The organism is Microbacterium sp. Bi121, from assembly GCF_918698005.1.
In the GTDB taxonomy this organism is placed as follows: Bacteria; Actinomycetota; Actinomycetes; order Actinomycetales; family Microbacteriaceae; genus Microbacterium.
This window is the reverse complement of record NZ_CAKKLJ010000009.1, coordinates 24,593-39,565: the sequence shown is the minus strand read 5'-3', so window position 1 is coordinate 39,565 and position 14,973 is coordinate 24,593. Positions and strand designations below refer to the sequence as shown.

Annotated in this window: 15 protein-coding genes; 9 read left to right on the top strand and 6 right to left on the bottom strand. The window is 67.4% G+C overall.

Annotation, left to right across the window (positions count from 1 at the left end; genetic code table 11):
• Window positions 1–4: 4 nt before the first annotated feature.
• Complete coding sequence (locus LQZ87_RS13695; RefSeq protein WP_230104003.1) at window positions 5–949, top strand: helix-turn-helix transcriptional regulator; 945 nt, start codon at window positions 5–7, stop codon at window positions 947–949.
• Window positions 950–1,026: 77 nt separating this feature from the next.
• On the opposite strand, the gene LQZ87_RS13690 is transcribed toward LQZ87_RS13695, so the two are convergent.
• Complete coding sequence (locus LQZ87_RS13690) at window positions 1,027–2,256, bottom strand: MFS transporter (RefSeq protein WP_230104002.1); 1,230 nt, start codon at window positions 2,254–2,256, stop codon at window positions 1,027–1,029.
• Between the two features lie 59 nt (window positions 2,257–2,315).
• On the opposite strand from LQZ87_RS13690, the gene LQZ87_RS13685 reads away from it, so the two are divergent.
• The 8 genes from LQZ87_RS13685 to LQZ87_RS13650 all read left to right on the top strand — a co-directional run bounded on the left by LQZ87_RS13685 (window position 2,316) and on the right by LQZ87_RS13650 (window position 10,897).
• The gene (locus LQZ87_RS13685) at window positions 2,316–3,380 is read left to right on the top strand and encodes a LacI family DNA-binding transcriptional regulator (protein ID WP_230104001.1); all 1,065 of its coding nucleotides are present in this window, start codon (window positions 2,316–2,318) and stop codon (window positions 3,378–3,380) included.
• Window positions 3,381–3,476: 96 nt separating this feature from the next.
• Window positions 3,477–6,422, top strand: a complete 2,946-nt coding sequence (locus LQZ87_RS13680) for a Na+/H+ antiporter subunit A (protein ID WP_230104000.1) — start codon at window positions 3,477–3,479, stop codon at window positions 6,420–6,422.
• Complete coding sequence (locus LQZ87_RS13675; protein WP_230103999.1) at window positions 6,422–6,997, top strand: Na(+)/H(+) antiporter subunit C; 576 nt, start codon at window positions 6,422–6,424, stop codon at window positions 6,995–6,997. The genes LQZ87_RS13680 and LQZ87_RS13675 overlap by 1 nt, the downstream gene beginning before the upstream one ends.
• Window positions 6,994–8,547, top strand: coding sequence for a Na+/H+ antiporter subunit D (locus LQZ87_RS13670; protein WP_230103998.1), 1,554 nt, complete (start codon window positions 6,994–6,996; stop codon window positions 8,545–8,547). Before LQZ87_RS13675 ends, LQZ87_RS13670 begins: the two co-directional genes overlap by 4 nt.
• Complete coding sequence (locus LQZ87_RS13665; protein WP_230103997.1) at window positions 8,544–9,116, top strand: Na+/H+ antiporter subunit E; 573 nt, start codon at window positions 8,544–8,546, stop codon at window positions 9,114–9,116. Before LQZ87_RS13670 ends, LQZ87_RS13665 begins: the two co-directional genes overlap by 4 nt.
• Complete coding sequence (locus tag LQZ87_RS13660) at window positions 9,113–9,382, top strand: monovalent cation/H+ antiporter complex subunit F (protein WP_230103996.1); 270 nt, start codon at window positions 9,113–9,115, stop codon at window positions 9,380–9,382. Before LQZ87_RS13665 ends, LQZ87_RS13660 begins: the two co-directional genes overlap by 4 nt.
• Window positions 9,379–9,768: a monovalent cation/H(+) antiporter subunit G gene (gene mnhG / locus LQZ87_RS13655; protein WP_230103995.1), complete on the top strand. Its 390-nt coding sequence runs from the start codon at window positions 9,379–9,381 to the stop codon at window positions 9,766–9,768. The genes LQZ87_RS13660 and mnhG overlap by 4 nt, the downstream gene beginning before the upstream one ends.
• Before the next feature lie 253 nt (window positions 9,769–10,021).
• Window positions 10,022–10,897 (top strand): endonuclease domain-containing protein, encoded by an 876-nt coding sequence (locus tag LQZ87_RS13650; protein ID WP_230103994.1) that lies wholly within the window; start codon window positions 10,022–10,024, stop codon window positions 10,895–10,897.
• Window positions 10,898–11,017: 120 nt separating this feature from the next.
• On the opposite strand, the gene LQZ87_RS13645 is transcribed toward LQZ87_RS13650, so the two are convergent.
• Genes LQZ87_RS13645 through LQZ87_RS13625 form a run of 5 tightly spaced genes read right to left on the bottom strand, consistent with a single transcriptional unit; the run spans window position 11,018 to window position 14,928 of the window.
• Entirely contained in the window at window positions 11,018–11,782 is a 765-nt protein-coding gene (locus LQZ87_RS13645) for an alpha/beta hydrolase (RefSeq protein ID WP_230103993.1), read from the bottom strand.
• Window positions 11,783–11,828: 46 nt separating this feature from the next.
• Window positions 11,829–12,605 carry an ectoine/hydroxyectoine ABC transporter ATP-binding protein EhuA gene (ehuA, locus tag LQZ87_RS13640; protein ID WP_290368279.1) on the bottom strand — a complete coding sequence of 259 codons (777 nt, stop codon included), beginning with the start codon at window positions 12,603–12,605 and terminating at the stop codon, window positions 11,829–11,831.
• Window positions 12,606–12,627: 22 nt separating this feature from the next.
• Window positions 12,628–13,293, bottom strand: coding sequence for an ectoine/hydroxyectoine ABC transporter permease subunit EhuD (ehuD, locus tag LQZ87_RS13635; RefSeq protein ID WP_230103992.1), 666 nt, complete (start codon window positions 13,291–13,293; stop codon window positions 12,628–12,630).
• Window positions 13,290–14,024 carry an ectoine/hydroxyectoine ABC transporter permease subunit EhuC gene (ehuC, locus tag LQZ87_RS13630; RefSeq protein ID WP_230103991.1) on the bottom strand — a complete coding sequence of 245 codons (735 nt, stop codon included), beginning with the start codon at window positions 14,022–14,024 and terminating at the stop codon, window positions 13,290–13,292. Before ehuC ends, ehuD begins: the two co-directional genes overlap by 4 nt.
• A 10-nt stretch (window positions 14,025–14,034) precedes the next feature.
• Window positions 14,035–14,928 (bottom strand): transporter substrate-binding domain-containing protein, encoded by an 894-nt coding sequence (locus tag LQZ87_RS13625; RefSeq protein ID WP_230103990.1) that lies wholly within the window; start codon window positions 14,926–14,928, stop codon window positions 14,035–14,037.
• Between the last annotated feature and the right edge of the window lie 45 nt (window positions 14,929–14,973).

Genomic DNA, 14,973 nt, shown 5'->3' with positions numbered 1-14,973 from the left:
GGTCGTGGAACAGGACGTGCGCGCTCAGAAGGCGTCGGCCCGCTTCAACTCCATCGTCGAGGAGCTCCGCATCCTGCGCGAATCTCGTGGCGTCACGTACCGAGAGCTTGCCGCTCGCATCACGCGACAACGCGAAGAGAATGGCCTCGCTCCGGCAACGGCCCGGATCGCGCACACGACGGTCGCGGATGTCTTCCGCCCCGGGCGTGCGCGGCTGAACGCTCAGCTCGTCGCGGAGATCGTGCGCGCGCTCGACGGCGATGCCGACACAGCGGAGGAGTGGCGTGCGCGGGTCGCTCAAGCGGCCCGGCTGGTCCCGGAGAGCCGTCCGACGCCTGACGCGATCGGTGCCTCGGCGTTCATCATCCCCAGCGTGCATCGCACCACGCCGGCGCTCATCGTCGCGCTCGTCACGGGCGGGCTCCTCCTGAACGCGACCGGCAAGTTCTTCAACCCGCTGCTGGGTGACGTCTTCTTCGTCGACATGGTGGGGACGGCTGTCGTGGCGCTGATCGGCGGGCCGTGGCTGGCCGCTCTCGTCGGGGTGCTTTTCGTCGTCGTGGAACTTCTCAAGTTCCAGGTCGGCGGTGCCCTGTTCGCGGTGACCATGATCTTCGCGGGCTTGATCTGGGGCTACGGGGTCCGGCGGGGTTGGGGCAACACGCTGCCGCGGTTTCTGGCCGTGAGCGCCGTGGTCGCCATCGCGACGTCGGCCGTCGCCGTGCCCATCACGATGCTGTACTACAACGGACACGTCGCTCGCGGGCTCGATGTGCTCTTCGCGCACCTTCAGGAGGGCGGCCTCGGGCCCTGGCTGGCCGTCAGCGGCACCAATCTCACCGTCTCTCTGGTCGACAAAGTCGTCACCGGCGCCATCGCCTTCCTGATCGCGCGTCTCATCCGGGCGTTGCCGAGAGTGGCCGAGCAGGTTTTCACCCCGCTGCGCTGACTCACCCAGGATGCCGATCTGCGGATCGTCCGGTTGAGCGGCTCGTGGCCGTCGCCCACGTGCGCGAGCAGACGAGCCTACTTCGTCGTGGCGGGTGCGCTCTTCGTCGCCAGCGGCTTGGCCGCGCCGGAGAACAGACCGGATGCGACCACCAGCGCGACGAGGATGAACAGCGTGTTCAACAGGCCGATGTGCTCGCTGATCACGCCGAGCACCGGAGGCCCGCCGAGGAACGCGATGTAGCCGATCGTCGCCGCTGCGCTCACGCGGGCAGCGGCCTTGGCCGGGTCATCCGCAGCGGCCGACATGCCGAGGGGGAACCCGAGCGACGCGCCGATCCCCCACAGCGCAGCCCCGATGAACACGAGCGGGAGCGACGGGGCGAGGATGAAGAGCAGGATGCCGACTGCCGCCGCGACGGAGAGCGTTCGCAGGACGAGCACGCGGCCGAACCGGTCGACCAGGGGCCCGCCGAAGATGCGCACGGTCGTCATGCACACCGAGAACACGGTGAGCGCCGCGGCGCCCATCGCCGTGCCGCCGCCGTGGTCCTCCGCCGTGCCGAGCGCGAGCCAGTCGTTGGCGCCGCCCTCGGCGAACGACATCCCGAGCATGACGACGCCGAGCGCGTAGGTGCGCGGTTCGCGCCAGGCCGACAGCGCGACGTGCATCCGCTCGCGCCAGTGCGGCTTCTCGCCCGGCTCCTGAGGATCGAGCACGGCCTCGCGGTTCGGCACGTTCGCGATGCACACGAACGCGGCGACGAGGATCGCCGTCGCCACGACGGCCGCGTGCAGTACGACCGAGAGGTGCGCATTGGTCGCCACCCACCCGATGCCGGCGCCGATCACGGTGCCGAAGCTGAAGAACGCGTGGAACAGCGGCAGGATCGTCTTGCCGGCCTCCTGCTCGATCGCGGTGGCTTCGACGTTCATCATCACGTCCAGAGCGCCGTTGCCGAAGCCGAACAGGGCGAGGCCGACGATCACGATCGGGAACGCGGCGAACACGGTCGTCCCGACGCCGACGAGCGCCAGCCCGATCGACAGCAGGATCATGGTGGAAAGCATCCCGCGCCGAGCACCCGTGCGCGCCATCACGGCAGGGCCGGTCGAGATCCCGATGATCGACGCGACGCCCATGCCGAGCAGCAGCAGCCCTATCTGCGAGTTGCTGATGTCGAGTGCGCTCTTGATGTCGGGCACGCGTGACGCCCAGGTCGCGATCGAGACGCCGCTGGCGAGGAAGATCGCGAAGATCGCATTGCGCCAGCGGACGTACTGCGAGCGCGTGAGCGTTGAGTCCATGCGCTGAGCATATCGAATCGATTCGATCTGGAAAACTCGGAGCGGCTATCCTCGGAACCATGAGCGCTTCATCCGCACCGCGCAGGGCGACGCTGTCCGACGTCGCCCGCGAAGCGGGAGTGTCGACCTCGACCGCGTCCGTCGTCTTCAGCGGCAAGACGAAGGTCTCGGATGCGACGCGCGATCGGGTGCTCGCCGCAGCGGCCGCGCTCGGCTACACCGGACCTGACCCGATGGCCGCCTCACTGCGGCGAGGGCGGAGCGGGATCGTCGCCGTCGTGCTCGAGGGGCAGCTGCGCGCAGCCTTCCTCGACCCGGTCACCATCCCCATGATGGACGGGCTCACCGACGGCATCGCCTCGCTCGGCGCTGGGGTGCTGCTCCTCCGCGACGACCCGGCGGACGATGACATCTCGGCCCTCACCACCGCGCCGGTGGACGCGGCCGTGCTGATCGGATGCTCCGGTCGCACCCGTGAATCGTTGGACGTGCTGCGCAGCCGAGGGCTGCCGGTCGTCGTGATCGAGGGGGACGCCGGGGAGGGGATCCCGCGCATCACGCTCGACAACCGCGAGGCGGCCGCCGAGATCGCCAGGCACGTCCGCGAGCTCGGCCACACGGACGTCTCCATCGTCACGCTCCCGCTGGACAGCGCTCGGACGCGCGGCCCCGTCACCGCCGAGAAGGTCGAGCGCGCGACCGTCGAGGTGACCGTCGACCGGCTGGCCGGCGTGCGCGACGTGTACCCCGCAGCCCCTGCGCTCGCCGCATCGGCCAGCTCGATCGACGAGGGCGTCATCGCCGGACGCGAGATCCTCACCGATCCGGCATCCAGGCCGACGGCGGTCATCGCTCAGAGCGACCTGTTGGCCGCCGGCGTCATCCGTGCGGCCGAGGAGCTCGGACTGCGCGTGCCGGAAGACCTCAGCGTCGCCGGATTCGACGGCATCCGCGTCGACGGGATCGGCGATCACGTGCTCACCACGATGGTGCAGCCTGCCGTCGAGAAGGGCCGAGCGGCCGGCGAGCAGATCGCACGGATGCTGCGCGGCGAACCGGCGACCTCGCTGCATTTCACCTCCCGTTTTCGTGCGGGATCGACCACTGCCGCGCCCGCGAACTGAAGAACTCCGCGCCGGGACGCCGCGGCTGGCGGGTAAACTGGATGAAACCCGCCCGCCTGCGCCTCTCGAGGCCGACGAGCCATTGAGGAGCCGCCCATGACAGTGCTCCTCGCCGTGTTCCTCGTGGGGGCCCTCGTCCTTCCCGCGCTGGTCCGTTGGCTGGGAGCCCAGGCGTTCGCCATCGCCGCGCTCATTCCTGCAGCGGCATTCGTTCATGCCCTCATCCTCACGCCCCAGGTGCTTGAGGCCGACTCGGCGCCCTTCGAGTCGATCTCGTGGGTGCCGCAGCTGGGGCTGAACCTCTCGATGCACATGGACGTGCTCGGCTGGATCCTCACCCTGATCGTCACCGGAGTCGGCGCGCTGGTGCTGCTCTACTGCCGCTGGTACTTCTTCGACGACACCACAGAACTCGGCCAGTTCGCGGGCGTCCTGCTCGGCTTCGCCGGCGCCATGTACGGCCTCGTCCTCACCGACGACATCATCATGCTCGTGATGTTCTGGGAAGTCACCAGCATCCTCTCCTACCTCCTCATCGGCCACTACCGTCGCCGCGCCGCCAGCCGACGTGCTGCCCTGCAGGCGCTGCTGGTGACCACGCTCGGCGGCCTGGTCATGTTCGTCGGCGTCGTGCTGCTCGCCGTGGATGCCGGAACGACGAGCATCATCGCGATCCTCGAGAACGCGCCATCCGGTCCCTTTGTGGATGCCGCGATCGTCATGCTCCTGGTCGGAGCCATCAGCAAGTCCGCCATCTTCCCCTTCCACTTCTGGTTGCCCGGTGCCATGGCGGCGCCGACCCCGGTGAGCGCGTACCTGCACGCGGCCGCGATGGTGAAGGCCGGGATCTACCTGATCGCCCGATTCGCGCCGATCTTCGCCCTGTCGGCCCCGTGGCGTCCGATCGTGATCTCGCTGGGCGTGTTCACGATGCTGCTCGGCGGCATCCAGGCCCTCCGAGAGACCGACCTCAAGCGCGTGCTCGCCTTCGGCACCGTCAGCCAACTCGGCTTCTTCACCGTCATGGTCGGGTACGGCACCCAGGCCACCGCCCTCGCGGGACTCGCGCTCGTCATCGGCCACGCACTGTTCAAGTCGGCGCTGTTCCTCATCGTCGGCGTCATCGACCGTCAGCTCTCCACGCGTGACATCACAGAACTCTCCGGAGTCGGCAGGCAGGCCCCTGTCATGGCGGTCGCGGCGTTCATCTCCGTGGCGTCCATGGCCGGCATCCCCCCGACGATCGGATTCGTCGCCAAGGAGTCCGCCCTGACCTCGCTGCTCGATGACGCGATGGGCGGCTCAGCCTGGGGACTGGTCGCTCTGATCGGCGTGATCCTCGGTTCCATGCTGACGACGGCATATGGCGTTCGGTTCCTGTGGGGTGCGTTCTGGCGGAAGCACGACGAGCGCGGGCAGCGGATGCCGGACACCGCATGGCCCGACCCGCCGGTCGGATTCCTGTCGGCGCCGATCATCCTCGCCGGGCTCACCTTCGCCGCAGGCATCGCGGCCCCGGCCATCGACATCGCCTTGCACGGATACGCGGTCACCGCCCTTCCCGGTCTCGATGCCGACGGCGCTGCTACCGAGGGACCAGGGCACCTGGCGCTCTGGCACGGGTTCGAGCCGGCGCTCGGCATCTCGGTGCTGTCGATCCTCATCGGCGCCGGTCTCTTCCTCCTCACGATCCGCACGGGGTGGGATCGCAGGGCACGTCTGCTGCGGTTCACCGCCGCAGACGTGTACGCGCTGGTCATGCGCGGGGTCGATCGGCTCTCCGTCATCACCACGACGCTCACGCAACGCGGTTCGCTGCCGGTCTACGTCGGCACGATCTTCGTCGTCGTCGTCGCGGCCGAGGTCACCGCGCTCCTGGCGTCGGACATCGATCGCCTGAATCTGTCTGCCTGGCACACGCCGACCCAGATCGCCGTGGCACCGATCATGGCCATCGCCGCGGTGTTCGCCGTGCAGGCGCGCAAGCGCTACACGGGCGTGGTGCTCGTCTCGGTCACGGGCCTCGGCATGGTCGCGCTGTTCGCGACCAGCGGCGCCCCCGACCTCGCCCTCACCCAGATCCTCGTCGAGACCGTGACCATGGTGACCTTCGCGCTGGTGCTGCGGCGGTTGCCGTCGCGCATGGGCGAGCACAACGCCTCGGTCTCGCGCATCCCGCGTGCCCTGCTAGCGATCGGCACCGGGCTCACGATGGCATTCGTCGTGATCGTGGCGACGCAGTCCCGAGTCGCCGATCCGATCTCGATGACGTTCCCCGAGCTGGCCTACGAACTCGGGCACGGGAAGAACGTCGTCAACGTCGCCCTCGTCGATCTGCGCGGCTGGGACACCATGGGCGAGCTGTCCGTCCTCGTCCTGGCGGCCACCGGAGTGGCATCCCTCGTGTTCGTCACGCACCGGGCCGACATGCTCGCAGCGCGCCCGGCGCTGCCCAAGCGCATCCGCCGCAAGGCGCGCATCGCGCCGCTCGTCGAGACCACGGAGGGCATCCGGTTCCAGACCGCTGAGAACCGCAGCAGCCCGCGGGCGTGGCTCATCGGCGGGCAGCAGATGAAACCCGAGAACCGCTCGATCCTGCTCGAGGTCATCGTGCGGATCCTCTTCCACACCATCATCGTCGTGTCGATCTACCTGCTCTTCGCCGGTCACAACCAACCCGGCGGCGGATTCGCCGGAGGGCTCGTCGCCGGCATGGCGCTCGTGATGCGCTACATCGCGGGCGGACGCTGGGAGCTGGGTGCCGCCACCCCGACGGATGCCGGGAGGCTGCTGGGCGCCGGACTCATTCTGGCCGTCGGCACGGCGGTGCTGCCGCTGTTCTTCGGCTTGGCACCGCTGACCAGCACGTTCTGGGAGTGGGAGATCCCCGGCATCGGGCATATGGAGTTCGTCACCTCGACCGTCTTCGACGTCGGCGTCTACCTCGTCGTGATCGGCCTCGTGCTCGACGTGCTGCGCAGCCTCGGTGCCGAGGTCGACCGCCAGACGCAGGAGCTGCGCACGCGGGGGGTGAGCATCTGATGGACGTGTCACTCACCCTCATCATCGTGATGGCCGTGCTGTTCTCCGCCGGCGTCTACGCGATGCTCGAGCGCAGCCTGACCCGTGTGCTGATCGGATTCATGCTGCTCGGCAACGCCACGAACCTGCTGCTGCTGATCGTCATGGGCGTGCCTGGCAACGCGCCGTTCTTCGGCTACAGCGACCTCAGCGACCCGCTGCCGCAGGCCCTCACCCTCACCGCGATCGTCATCACCTTCGCCGTGACGGCGTTCCTGCTCGCCCTCATCTACCGCTCCTGGCAGCTCGGCCAGGCCGACACCGTCGAGGACGATGACGCCGATATCGCCCTCCGCGAGCGCACCGACGAAGACGAAGACGTCCTGGATGACGAGGACGACACCGCCGACGAGGATGCCACGACGGACTTCGTCGGCGTGCAGACGGCACCGATCACCGTGCTGCACATGCGGGATCACCCGTCGATCCATGACGACGCCCCGTTCGATCGGGCGTGGGATGCGTCGGCATCGCGTCCTGACTCCGGGGAAGCATCCGACAACGCTTCCGACGACGGCGGGGAGGACCGCACGTGAGCGCCCTCGTCCCCCTGCTCGTCGCCCTGCCTCTGCTCGGCGCCGCCATCACGCTCGTGTTCGGACGCAGCCCTCGTCTGCAGGTGTTCGTCACGTTGGCCAGCCTTACGGCCGTCGCCGTCATCGCGGCGGTGCTGCTCGCCGTGGTCGACGCAGGCACTCCGCTGGCCGTGTCGGTCGGAGGGTGGCCCGTGCCGTTCGGCATCGTGCTGTACGTCGACCGGCTCGCGGCGCTGCTCGTCCTGATCTCCAGCATCGTGCTGCTCGCGGTCCTCCTGTTCTCGATCGGACAGGGAGCGGCCGACGGCTCGGACGAGACTCCGATCTCGATCTTCAACCCGTCGTACCTCATCCTCGCGGCCGGCATCTTCAACGCGTTCATCGCCGGCGACCTGTTCAACCTGTACGTCGGATTCGAGATCCTCCTCGTCGCCTCGTACGTGCTGATCACGCTGGGCAGCACCGAGTCGCGCATCCGCACCGGCGCGGTCTACATCGTCGTCTCCCTCGTGTCGTCGATCATCTTCCTCGCCGCGATCGCGATGATCTACGGCGCACTCGGCACCGTCAACATGGCGCAGATCGCCGAGCGGATGAGCGAGCTGCCGCAGGACACGCAGCTCGTGCTGCACCTCATGCTCGTCGCGGCGTTCGGGATCAAGGCGGCCATCTTCCCCGTCTCGTTCTGGTTGCCGGACTCCTACCCGACCGCGCCGGCACCCGTCACGGCGGTCTTCGCCGGATTGCTGACGAAGGTCGGCGTCTACGCGCTCATCCGCACCGAGACGCAGCTGTTCGCCAGCAACGACATCAACATGCTGCTGATGATCATCGCGCTCGCGACCATGATCGTCGGCGTGCTCGGCGCCGTGGCGCAGGCCGAGCTCAAGCGCATCCTGTCGTTCACGCTCGTGAGCCACGTCGGCTACATGATCTTCGGCCTGGCGATCGCGACACCGGAGGCGATCGGCGCGACGGTGTACTACATCGTGCACCACATCATCGTGCAGACGACCCTGTTCCTCGCGGTCGGGCTCATAGAGCGAAGAGCCGGAAGCACCTCGATCCTGCGAGTGAAGGGACTGCTGAAGGCCGCACCACTGCTGGCCGTGCTGTACTTCGTACCGGCCATCAACCTCGGCGGACTGCCGCCGTTCTCCGGGTTCATCGGCAAGTTCGCGCTCTTCGAGGCCGCGGTATCCGTCGGCACGCCGATCATGATCGTGCTGATCTTCGGCGGCATCCTGACGTCCCTCCTCACGCTCTACGCGCTGATGCGCGCGTGGAACCTCGCGTTCTGGCGCGAGGAGGAGGACTCGACGGAGACCGAGGGGCGCATCTCCTACCTCGGCAACGCACCGGCTGCCGACGAGCAGCAGGAGCGGCGTCGCATCCCCCGGATCATGACGGTCGCAACCGGCGGCATGGTCGGTGTCACGCTGCTGCTGACGATCTTCGCCGGGCCCCTCTACGCGCTGTGCTCCAGCATCGGCGAATCGCTGCTGCAGCCGGTCGAGCTGGTCCAGCTCGAGGGGGAGGTGAACCCATGAGCCCGGAGTCGCGCCGCGGAATCCTGCGAGACATCGCGCTGCAACTGCCGTTCCTCGCGTGGTTGATCGTGCTGTGGATGCTGGTCTGGAACCAGTTCACGGTGCTCTCGTTCGTCACGGGTCTGGTCGTCGCGATCTTCGTCACCCGGGTGTTCCGGCTGCCGACGGTCGAACTCTCCGGCCGGATCAACCTCTGGTACGCGGCGCTGTTCGTGGTGCAGTTCCTGTGGGCGATCCTGCTCGGCGCGATCGCCGTCACGATCCAGGTGTTCGATTTCCGGCGGCAGCCGGGCGCCGCGATCATCGGTGTGCCGCTGCGGTACGCCGACGACCTCGTGATGACGCACGTCTCGATCACCGCCTCGCTGATCCCCGGATCGCTCGTCGTCGAGACCGACCGGGATCGCAGCATCCTGTACCTGCACATCATCGGGGTTCGCGATCTCGACGACGTCGAGCAGCAGCGTCAGGGTGTGCTGCGCTGGGAGCGTCGGATCGTGCGAGCGCTCGGCAGCCCGGCGCAGTATCGTGCGCTGAAGGCGGACGAGCGGGCGGAGGCTGTGCGATGAACGTGCTCATGACGGCGATCATCGTGATCTTCAGCATCGCCGCGGTGCTGACGGTGATCCGCATCATCCGGGGGCCATCGATTCTCGACCGGGCGGTGGCATCGGACGTGCTGCTCACCGAGGTGATGTGCGTGATCGGTGCTGAGATGGCGATCAACGGTCACACGCGGAGCATCCCTGTACTGCTGATCATCGCCGCCGTCGGCGTGTTCGGATCGATCGCCGTGGCCCGCTACGTCGCGCGGAGGGACAACACGACCTCATGAACGTGTTCGGATTCGAGATCGCAGACGTCGTGATCGACACAGCAGTGCTCGTGCTGATCCTGCTCGGTGCGCTGCTGTGCCTGTCCGCCGCCGTCGGGCTGCTGCACTTCCGTGCTGTGCCGTCGCGACTGCACGCGGCGACCAAGCCGCAGGTGCTCGGTCTCGTGCTGATCTGCCTGGCCGTCGCGCTGTCGCAGCGGTCGGTCGGCGGAATCCTGCTGGGACTCGCGCTGGTGGCGCCGATCGTGCTCATGCAGTTCGCCACCGCGCCGCTGTCCGCCCACATCGTCGGCCGCCAGGCGTACCGCAACGGCACCTCTGAGGAGCGCGACCTCGTCGTCGACGAGCTCGCCGAGTCGAAGCGGACCCCGCCGGCCGCGGGTTGACGCGCGGCCTCGCGCCGCCCGTTCTCGCCGCGAGGCTCGGTCGCCTCTTGTCCGCGCTCGCATAACTCCGGAGAAAGCGGCCGCATCGGGCCCGCGGTGCACCTCTTTCCGCTGGTCTGGCGAAGACCTCCGGAGTTATGCGGAGATCTGCACCGGCTCGCTTACTGTGCACGGATGGCGGAGCACCTGAGTTCTCAACAGGTCGTGGGATTCCGGCGGTTGTCGGCCTCGGGCAGCGAGCACGATTCGGGGGATGGAGAAGCAGAAAACAGCCGAACGCATCGCTGAGACGTACGCTCCGATGGTGTTCTCCCGCGCCGAACTCCTCGAAAGCGGCAGTACCGGAGCGGACATCACTCGCGCGGTGAAAGTCGGCGCCCTGCTGCGGCTGCGCCGAGACCACTATGCACACCCGGACATCGACGACCGCGTGGCAGAGGCGGTTCGAATCGGCGGCCGGGTCGCTTGCATCACCTTGCTGGAGATGGTCGGCGTATTCGTGCTGCGGTCGGCCGGATTGCACATGCACGTTCACCCGCACATGTCGCGTATCCGGAAGCGGAAGTCGCGCAACACGGTGATGCACTGGTCGCGTCGGATGCGAAAGGGCGGTCCGCGCCACGTGGTCTCGATCCGGGATGCCGTGCTCCAAGCGATTCTCTGTCAGGAGCCGCGAGCCGCAATCGCCACTCTGGACAGCGTGCTCCACCTGCGTCTCGCGACGCGGATCCAGTTGGAGGAGCTCTTCATGTGCCTCCCCAGCCGCCTGCACACGCTCTTGAAGCTCGTCGATGCTTCCGCCGAATCGGGTCCTGAGACGTACATGCGGCTGATCCTGCGCACCCTGGGTCTGCGGTTTGAAACTCAGGTGACGATCCCAGGCGTGGGTCGGGTGGACTTCGTAGTCGAGGGGTGGCTCATCATCGAGTGCGACAGCAAGGAGTTTCACGCAGGGTGGGACAAGCAGGTCGAGGACCGGACGCGCGACATCGCGGCCGCCCAGCTCGGATACGCGACCGTTCGGCCCATTGCAGCCGACATCCTGTTCGACCCGTCCAACGTGCGGCAGCAGATCGCCGGCATCATCGAGGCGTTCGGACCTCGGATGCGCGTGCGTCGTGCTGCATAACTCCGGAGAGACTGCCCGTTGGGCGACCCGACCAACCGGAAATACGCGGATCTCGCAAGAAGCTCCGGAGTTGCGCGGCCGGCGTGGGAACGGCGCTGCGCCGCGTCGCGTCGCCCGCCGTCAGAGCGTGGCGGCGAAGCGGCTGATCAGGTCGGCGGCGAGCTCGGCATCGCTGAGCAGCGTGCCATGCCCGTGGTCGGGGATCTCGCGCACCTCGGCCCGCCCGGGCACGAGTGCGGCGATCTCACGGCACCACGACACGGGAGCGAGCGGGTCGCGCTCGCCGCGCAGCACCAGCACGGGGCAGCGCACCTTCGCATAGGCCTTCTCGGGCTCGTGCACCACGGTCGCGCGGATCTTCCGGATCAGGTGCGGGCCGCCGCGCAGATACTCCCGCGCGCCGCGCCACAGCACGATCGGGCGTTCGCCGAGCAGATCGCGCAGCAGGTACGTCGCCTGCTCCCGGATGCTGCGCGATGCGCTGTTCACGGTGGGCCCGGCGAGCACCAATCCATCGATGAGCGACGGATGCCGCGAAGCGAGCTCCGCGCCGATCTGACTGCCCATCGAGTGGCCGACGATCACGGCATCCGAGACGTCGATGCTGCGCAGGAAAGCCGCGATCAGATCGGCGTGCCGCGCCATGGTCAGAGTACGAGAGGGCTCGGGCGCCTCACCGAACCCTGGCAGATCGAGGGCGATGATGCGGCCGGGGAGACGCTCCACGAAGTCGAGGTAGACGCTGCGTCCCATGCCGATGCCGTGGATCAGCACGTAGGGTCGGGAGCCCGTGCCGAAGTCCTCGGCGATCAGGGTCGCACCGCCATGGGCGAACTCGACGACGGATACGGGAGTGCCCTCAGGAGCAAGCAGACGTTCTGGCACCACTCGACCCTATCCCGCACTTCCGCCGGTCACCGGCAGCAGGCGGTCACAGCACCGCGGACAGGAAGTCCCGCGTCCGCTGCTCCTGCGGGTGGCTGAAGATCTCCTCCGGCGCACCTTCTTCGACGATGCGGCCGCTGTCGAACATCAGCACCCGGTTCGACACGTCCCGCGCGAACTGCATCTCGTGCGTCACGATCAACATCGTCACATCGGTCTCGCGGGCGACGTCGCGCAGGATGTTCAGCACCTCGCCGACCACTTCGGGATCGAGCGCACTGGTCACTTCGTCGAGCAGCAGGATCTCGGGTTCCATCGCCAGCGCTCTGGCGATTGCGACGCGCTGCTGCTGCCCTCCGGAGAGTTGCGTGGGGTGCGCGTTCTCCTTGTCCGGCAGCCCGACCTTCTCGAGCAGCGCCCTGCCCCGTTCGAGAGCATCCTTCTTCGACAGCCCGAGCACATGCACCGGTGCCTCGATGATGTTCTCGATCACCGTCATGTTCGGGAACAGGTTGAACTGCTGGAAGACCATGCCGATGCGCTTGCGCATCTCGTTCTTGTGCTTCTCCTTCAGCTCCACGCGCTTGCCGTCCCGCGAGTAGTGCGTGAGCGGCTTGCCGTCGATGAGGATGTACCCGTCGTTCGCCTCCTCCAGCGTCATGACGAGCCGCAGGATCGTGGTCTTGCCCGACCCGCTCGGCCCGATCAGGGTCACCCGGTCGCCGCGACGCACGGTGAAGTCGAGGTCGTGCAGCACGACGTGGTCACCGAAGCGCTTCTCGACCCTGTCGAAGCGGATCGCCGGCACATCGCCGTCGCTCAGAGCGATGGCGCCGGTATGCGCGTCAAGCGGTGGTGTATTCAAGACGTTTCTCCAATCGCCTGGCCAGCAGCGAACTGAGGTAGCTGGCGACCAGGTAGATGAGGCCGGCGATGATGACCGCCTCGACGAAGCGGAAGTTCTTGCTGCCGTAGAGCTGTGCCTGGCGCACCATCTCGACGACCGTGATGACCATGAGGAACGGGGTGTCCTTGAACATCGAGATCACGTAGTTGGCCAGCGCCGGCAGCGTCGATCGCAGGGCCTGCGGGATGATCACGGCCGTCCAGGTGCGACCGGGCGACATCGACAGGGCGGTCGTCGCCTCCCATTGCCCAGGAGGCACCGCATCGATTCCGGCGCGGTACACCTCGGCCATGTAAGTCGCGTAGTGGATGCCGATGATGATCGTTCCCAGCACGATCGGCGGCACCGTGGTAAAGACGTAGTACGCGAAGAGCAACTGCACCACGAGTGGGGTCATCCGGATGAAGTTCATCACCAGAGTGATCAGGGCGCTCACCGGACGCGGCGCCGTGCGGCGGCCGAGGGCGATCGCGAGTCCGAGGACGGCGGCGATGATGCTGCCGATGATCGTCACGACCAGCGTGACGGTGAGAAACTTCTCCAGGATCTCGGGGAACGCCGCAGCCGCATGCTCCCAGCTCCAGAAACTGTTGTCGTCGTTCATCCGAACTGGCCCGCCCCCTTGGCATCCGGGATCGGGGCGGTCGTGATCGTGTCACGCCACTTGCCGCCCTGTCCGAGGCGGTGCTTGGCACGCGTCTCGAGTGCGTTCATTCCGAGCGTCAGCAGGTACGCGATCGCGAAGTAGATGAGCAGGCCCAGCCCATAGGCGAAATACACGTCGGTCTGCACCCGGAGCCGGTTCAACTCGGCCGTCAGGTCGACGATCGTGATCAGATAGACGACCGCGGTTCCCTTCAGCAGCTGGATCAGCAGATTGTTCAGCGATGGCAGCATCAGGGCCCACGCCTGTGGGAAGATGACGCGCCACATCCGCTGCGCGCGCGACATGCTGAGCGCAGTCGTCGCCTCCCACTGCCCGACCGGGACGGCACCTATCGATCCGCGCACGACCTCCGCGCCGTATGCGCCGTAGTTCAGCCCGAGCGCCAGGATGCCGGTGAAGACGGCGGGCAGCTCCAGATTGAACGGCGGCAGCGGCAGCACGAAGAAGAAGAAGAACAGCTGGACCAGAAGGGAGGTTCCGCGGAACAACTCGATGATGATGCGCGCGAACCCGCGCAGGATGATGTTCTCGAATCGTGCGAGCAGGCCGAATGCGATCGCGACGACGATGGCCAGGAGGGCGCCTCCGGCGGTCAACTGCAGAGTGATGATCACCCCGTCGACCAGCTGCGGCAGCGCCCTCCAGAGCGCGTCGAAATTCTCGTTCACTGAAGGGGGATCAGCCCAGCTCGCCCGAGCAGAGCTGCTCGGTGGTGAGGTCAGCCGGGGGCAGGTTCTCGGCGGTGAATCCGAACGGCTCGACCAGGTCGAGGTACGTTCCCTCGTCGGCCGTGATCTTCGCGAGCTCCTTGTTGTACGCCTCGAGCAGCTCGGTGTCGTCCTGGCGGAACACGGTCGCGCCGGCGCCGATCTGCTCGACACCGTCGATCTCCTGGACGAACGCGTCGGTCGTCTCGACGTCGTCCAGACCCTCGGTCATCCAGTTCATCGACACAGCCGTCAGGGCGAACGCGTCAGCGCGTCCGGACTGCACGATCTCGATACCGGCCTGGGCGCTGTCGACCGGGACGGTTCCGGCGATGCCGAGGTCGGTGGCGTATCCCTCTTCGATCGCGCCGGACTGCACAGCGAGCGTGACGTCGTCGGCGGCAGCGACCGAGTCGAGGTCGCTGAGGTCCTTCGGGTTTCCCTTGGGGACGACCAGCGTCGTCGTGTACATGATCTCTGGGTCGCTGAAAGCGGCTTCGGCGCAGCGGTCGGGAAGGATCGACATTCCTGCGCTCACGGCATCCCAGCGGCCCGCGTTCAGGCCGGGGATGAGCGAGTTCCAGTCGACCTCTTCGACCTTGATCTCGTCGATGCCGAGGTTCTTGAAGATCTGCTCGTGCATGGCGATCGTCGCGCCGGTCGGCTCGCCGCCCTCGACCCACGAGTACGGCTGCTCCGACGCGATCGCGAGAGTAATCGAGCCTTCCTCCTGGGCCTTCTCGAGGGTGCTCATGCCTTCGGTGTCCGCACCGCCACCGGCCGAGCAACCGGCCAGGAGGCCCAGCGTGAGCGTGCCGACTGCCGCTGTGGCGACACCGATCCGTGTCGTTCTCTTCGTCATCATGTCCTCGCGTTCCGTATCGGGTTCCGTTCTCGGGCGCGCCACTCG

What these genes read in the sequence shown, in the direction of transcription:
- LQZ87_RS13690 (WP_230104002.1), bottom strand. Translation starts at nt 2,256, where the DNA reads ATGGACTCAACGCTCACGCGCTCGCAGTACGTCCGCTGGCGCAATGCG.
- LQZ87_RS13685 (WP_230104001.1), top strand. Translation starts at nt 2,316, where the DNA reads ATGAGCGCTTCATCCGCACCGCGCAGGGCGACGCTGTCCGACGTCGCC.
- LQZ87_RS13680 (WP_230104000.1), top strand. Translation starts at nt 3,477, where the DNA reads ATGACAGTGCTCCTCGCCGTGTTCCTCGTGGGGGCCCTCGTCCTTCCC.
- LQZ87_RS13675 (WP_230103999.1), top strand. Translation starts at nt 6,422, where the DNA reads ATGGACGTGTCACTCACCCTCATCATCGTGATGGCCGTGCTGTTCTCC.
- LQZ87_RS13665 (WP_230103997.1), top strand. Translation starts at nt 8,544, where the DNA reads ATGAGCCCGGAGTCGCGCCGCGGAATCCTGCGAGACATCGCGCTGCAA.
- LQZ87_RS13660 (WP_230103996.1), top strand. Translation starts at nt 9,113, where the DNA reads ATGAACGTGCTCATGACGGCGATCATCGTGATCTTCAGCATCGCCGCG.
- mnhG (WP_230103995.1), top strand. Translation starts at nt 9,379, where the DNA reads ATGAACGTGTTCGGATTCGAGATCGCAGACGTCGTGATCGACACAGCA.
- LQZ87_RS13650 (WP_230103994.1), top strand. Translation starts at nt 10,022, where the DNA reads ATGGAGAAGCAGAAAACAGCCGAACGCATCGCTGAGACGTACGCTCCG.
- ehuD (WP_230103992.1), bottom strand. Translation starts at nt 13,293, where the DNA reads ATGAACGACGACAACAGTTTCTGGAGCTGGGAGCATGCGGCTGCGGCG.
- LQZ87_RS13625 (WP_230103990.1), bottom strand. Translation starts at nt 14,928, where the DNA reads ATGATGACGAAGAGAACGACACGGATCGGTGTCGCCACAGCGGCAGTC.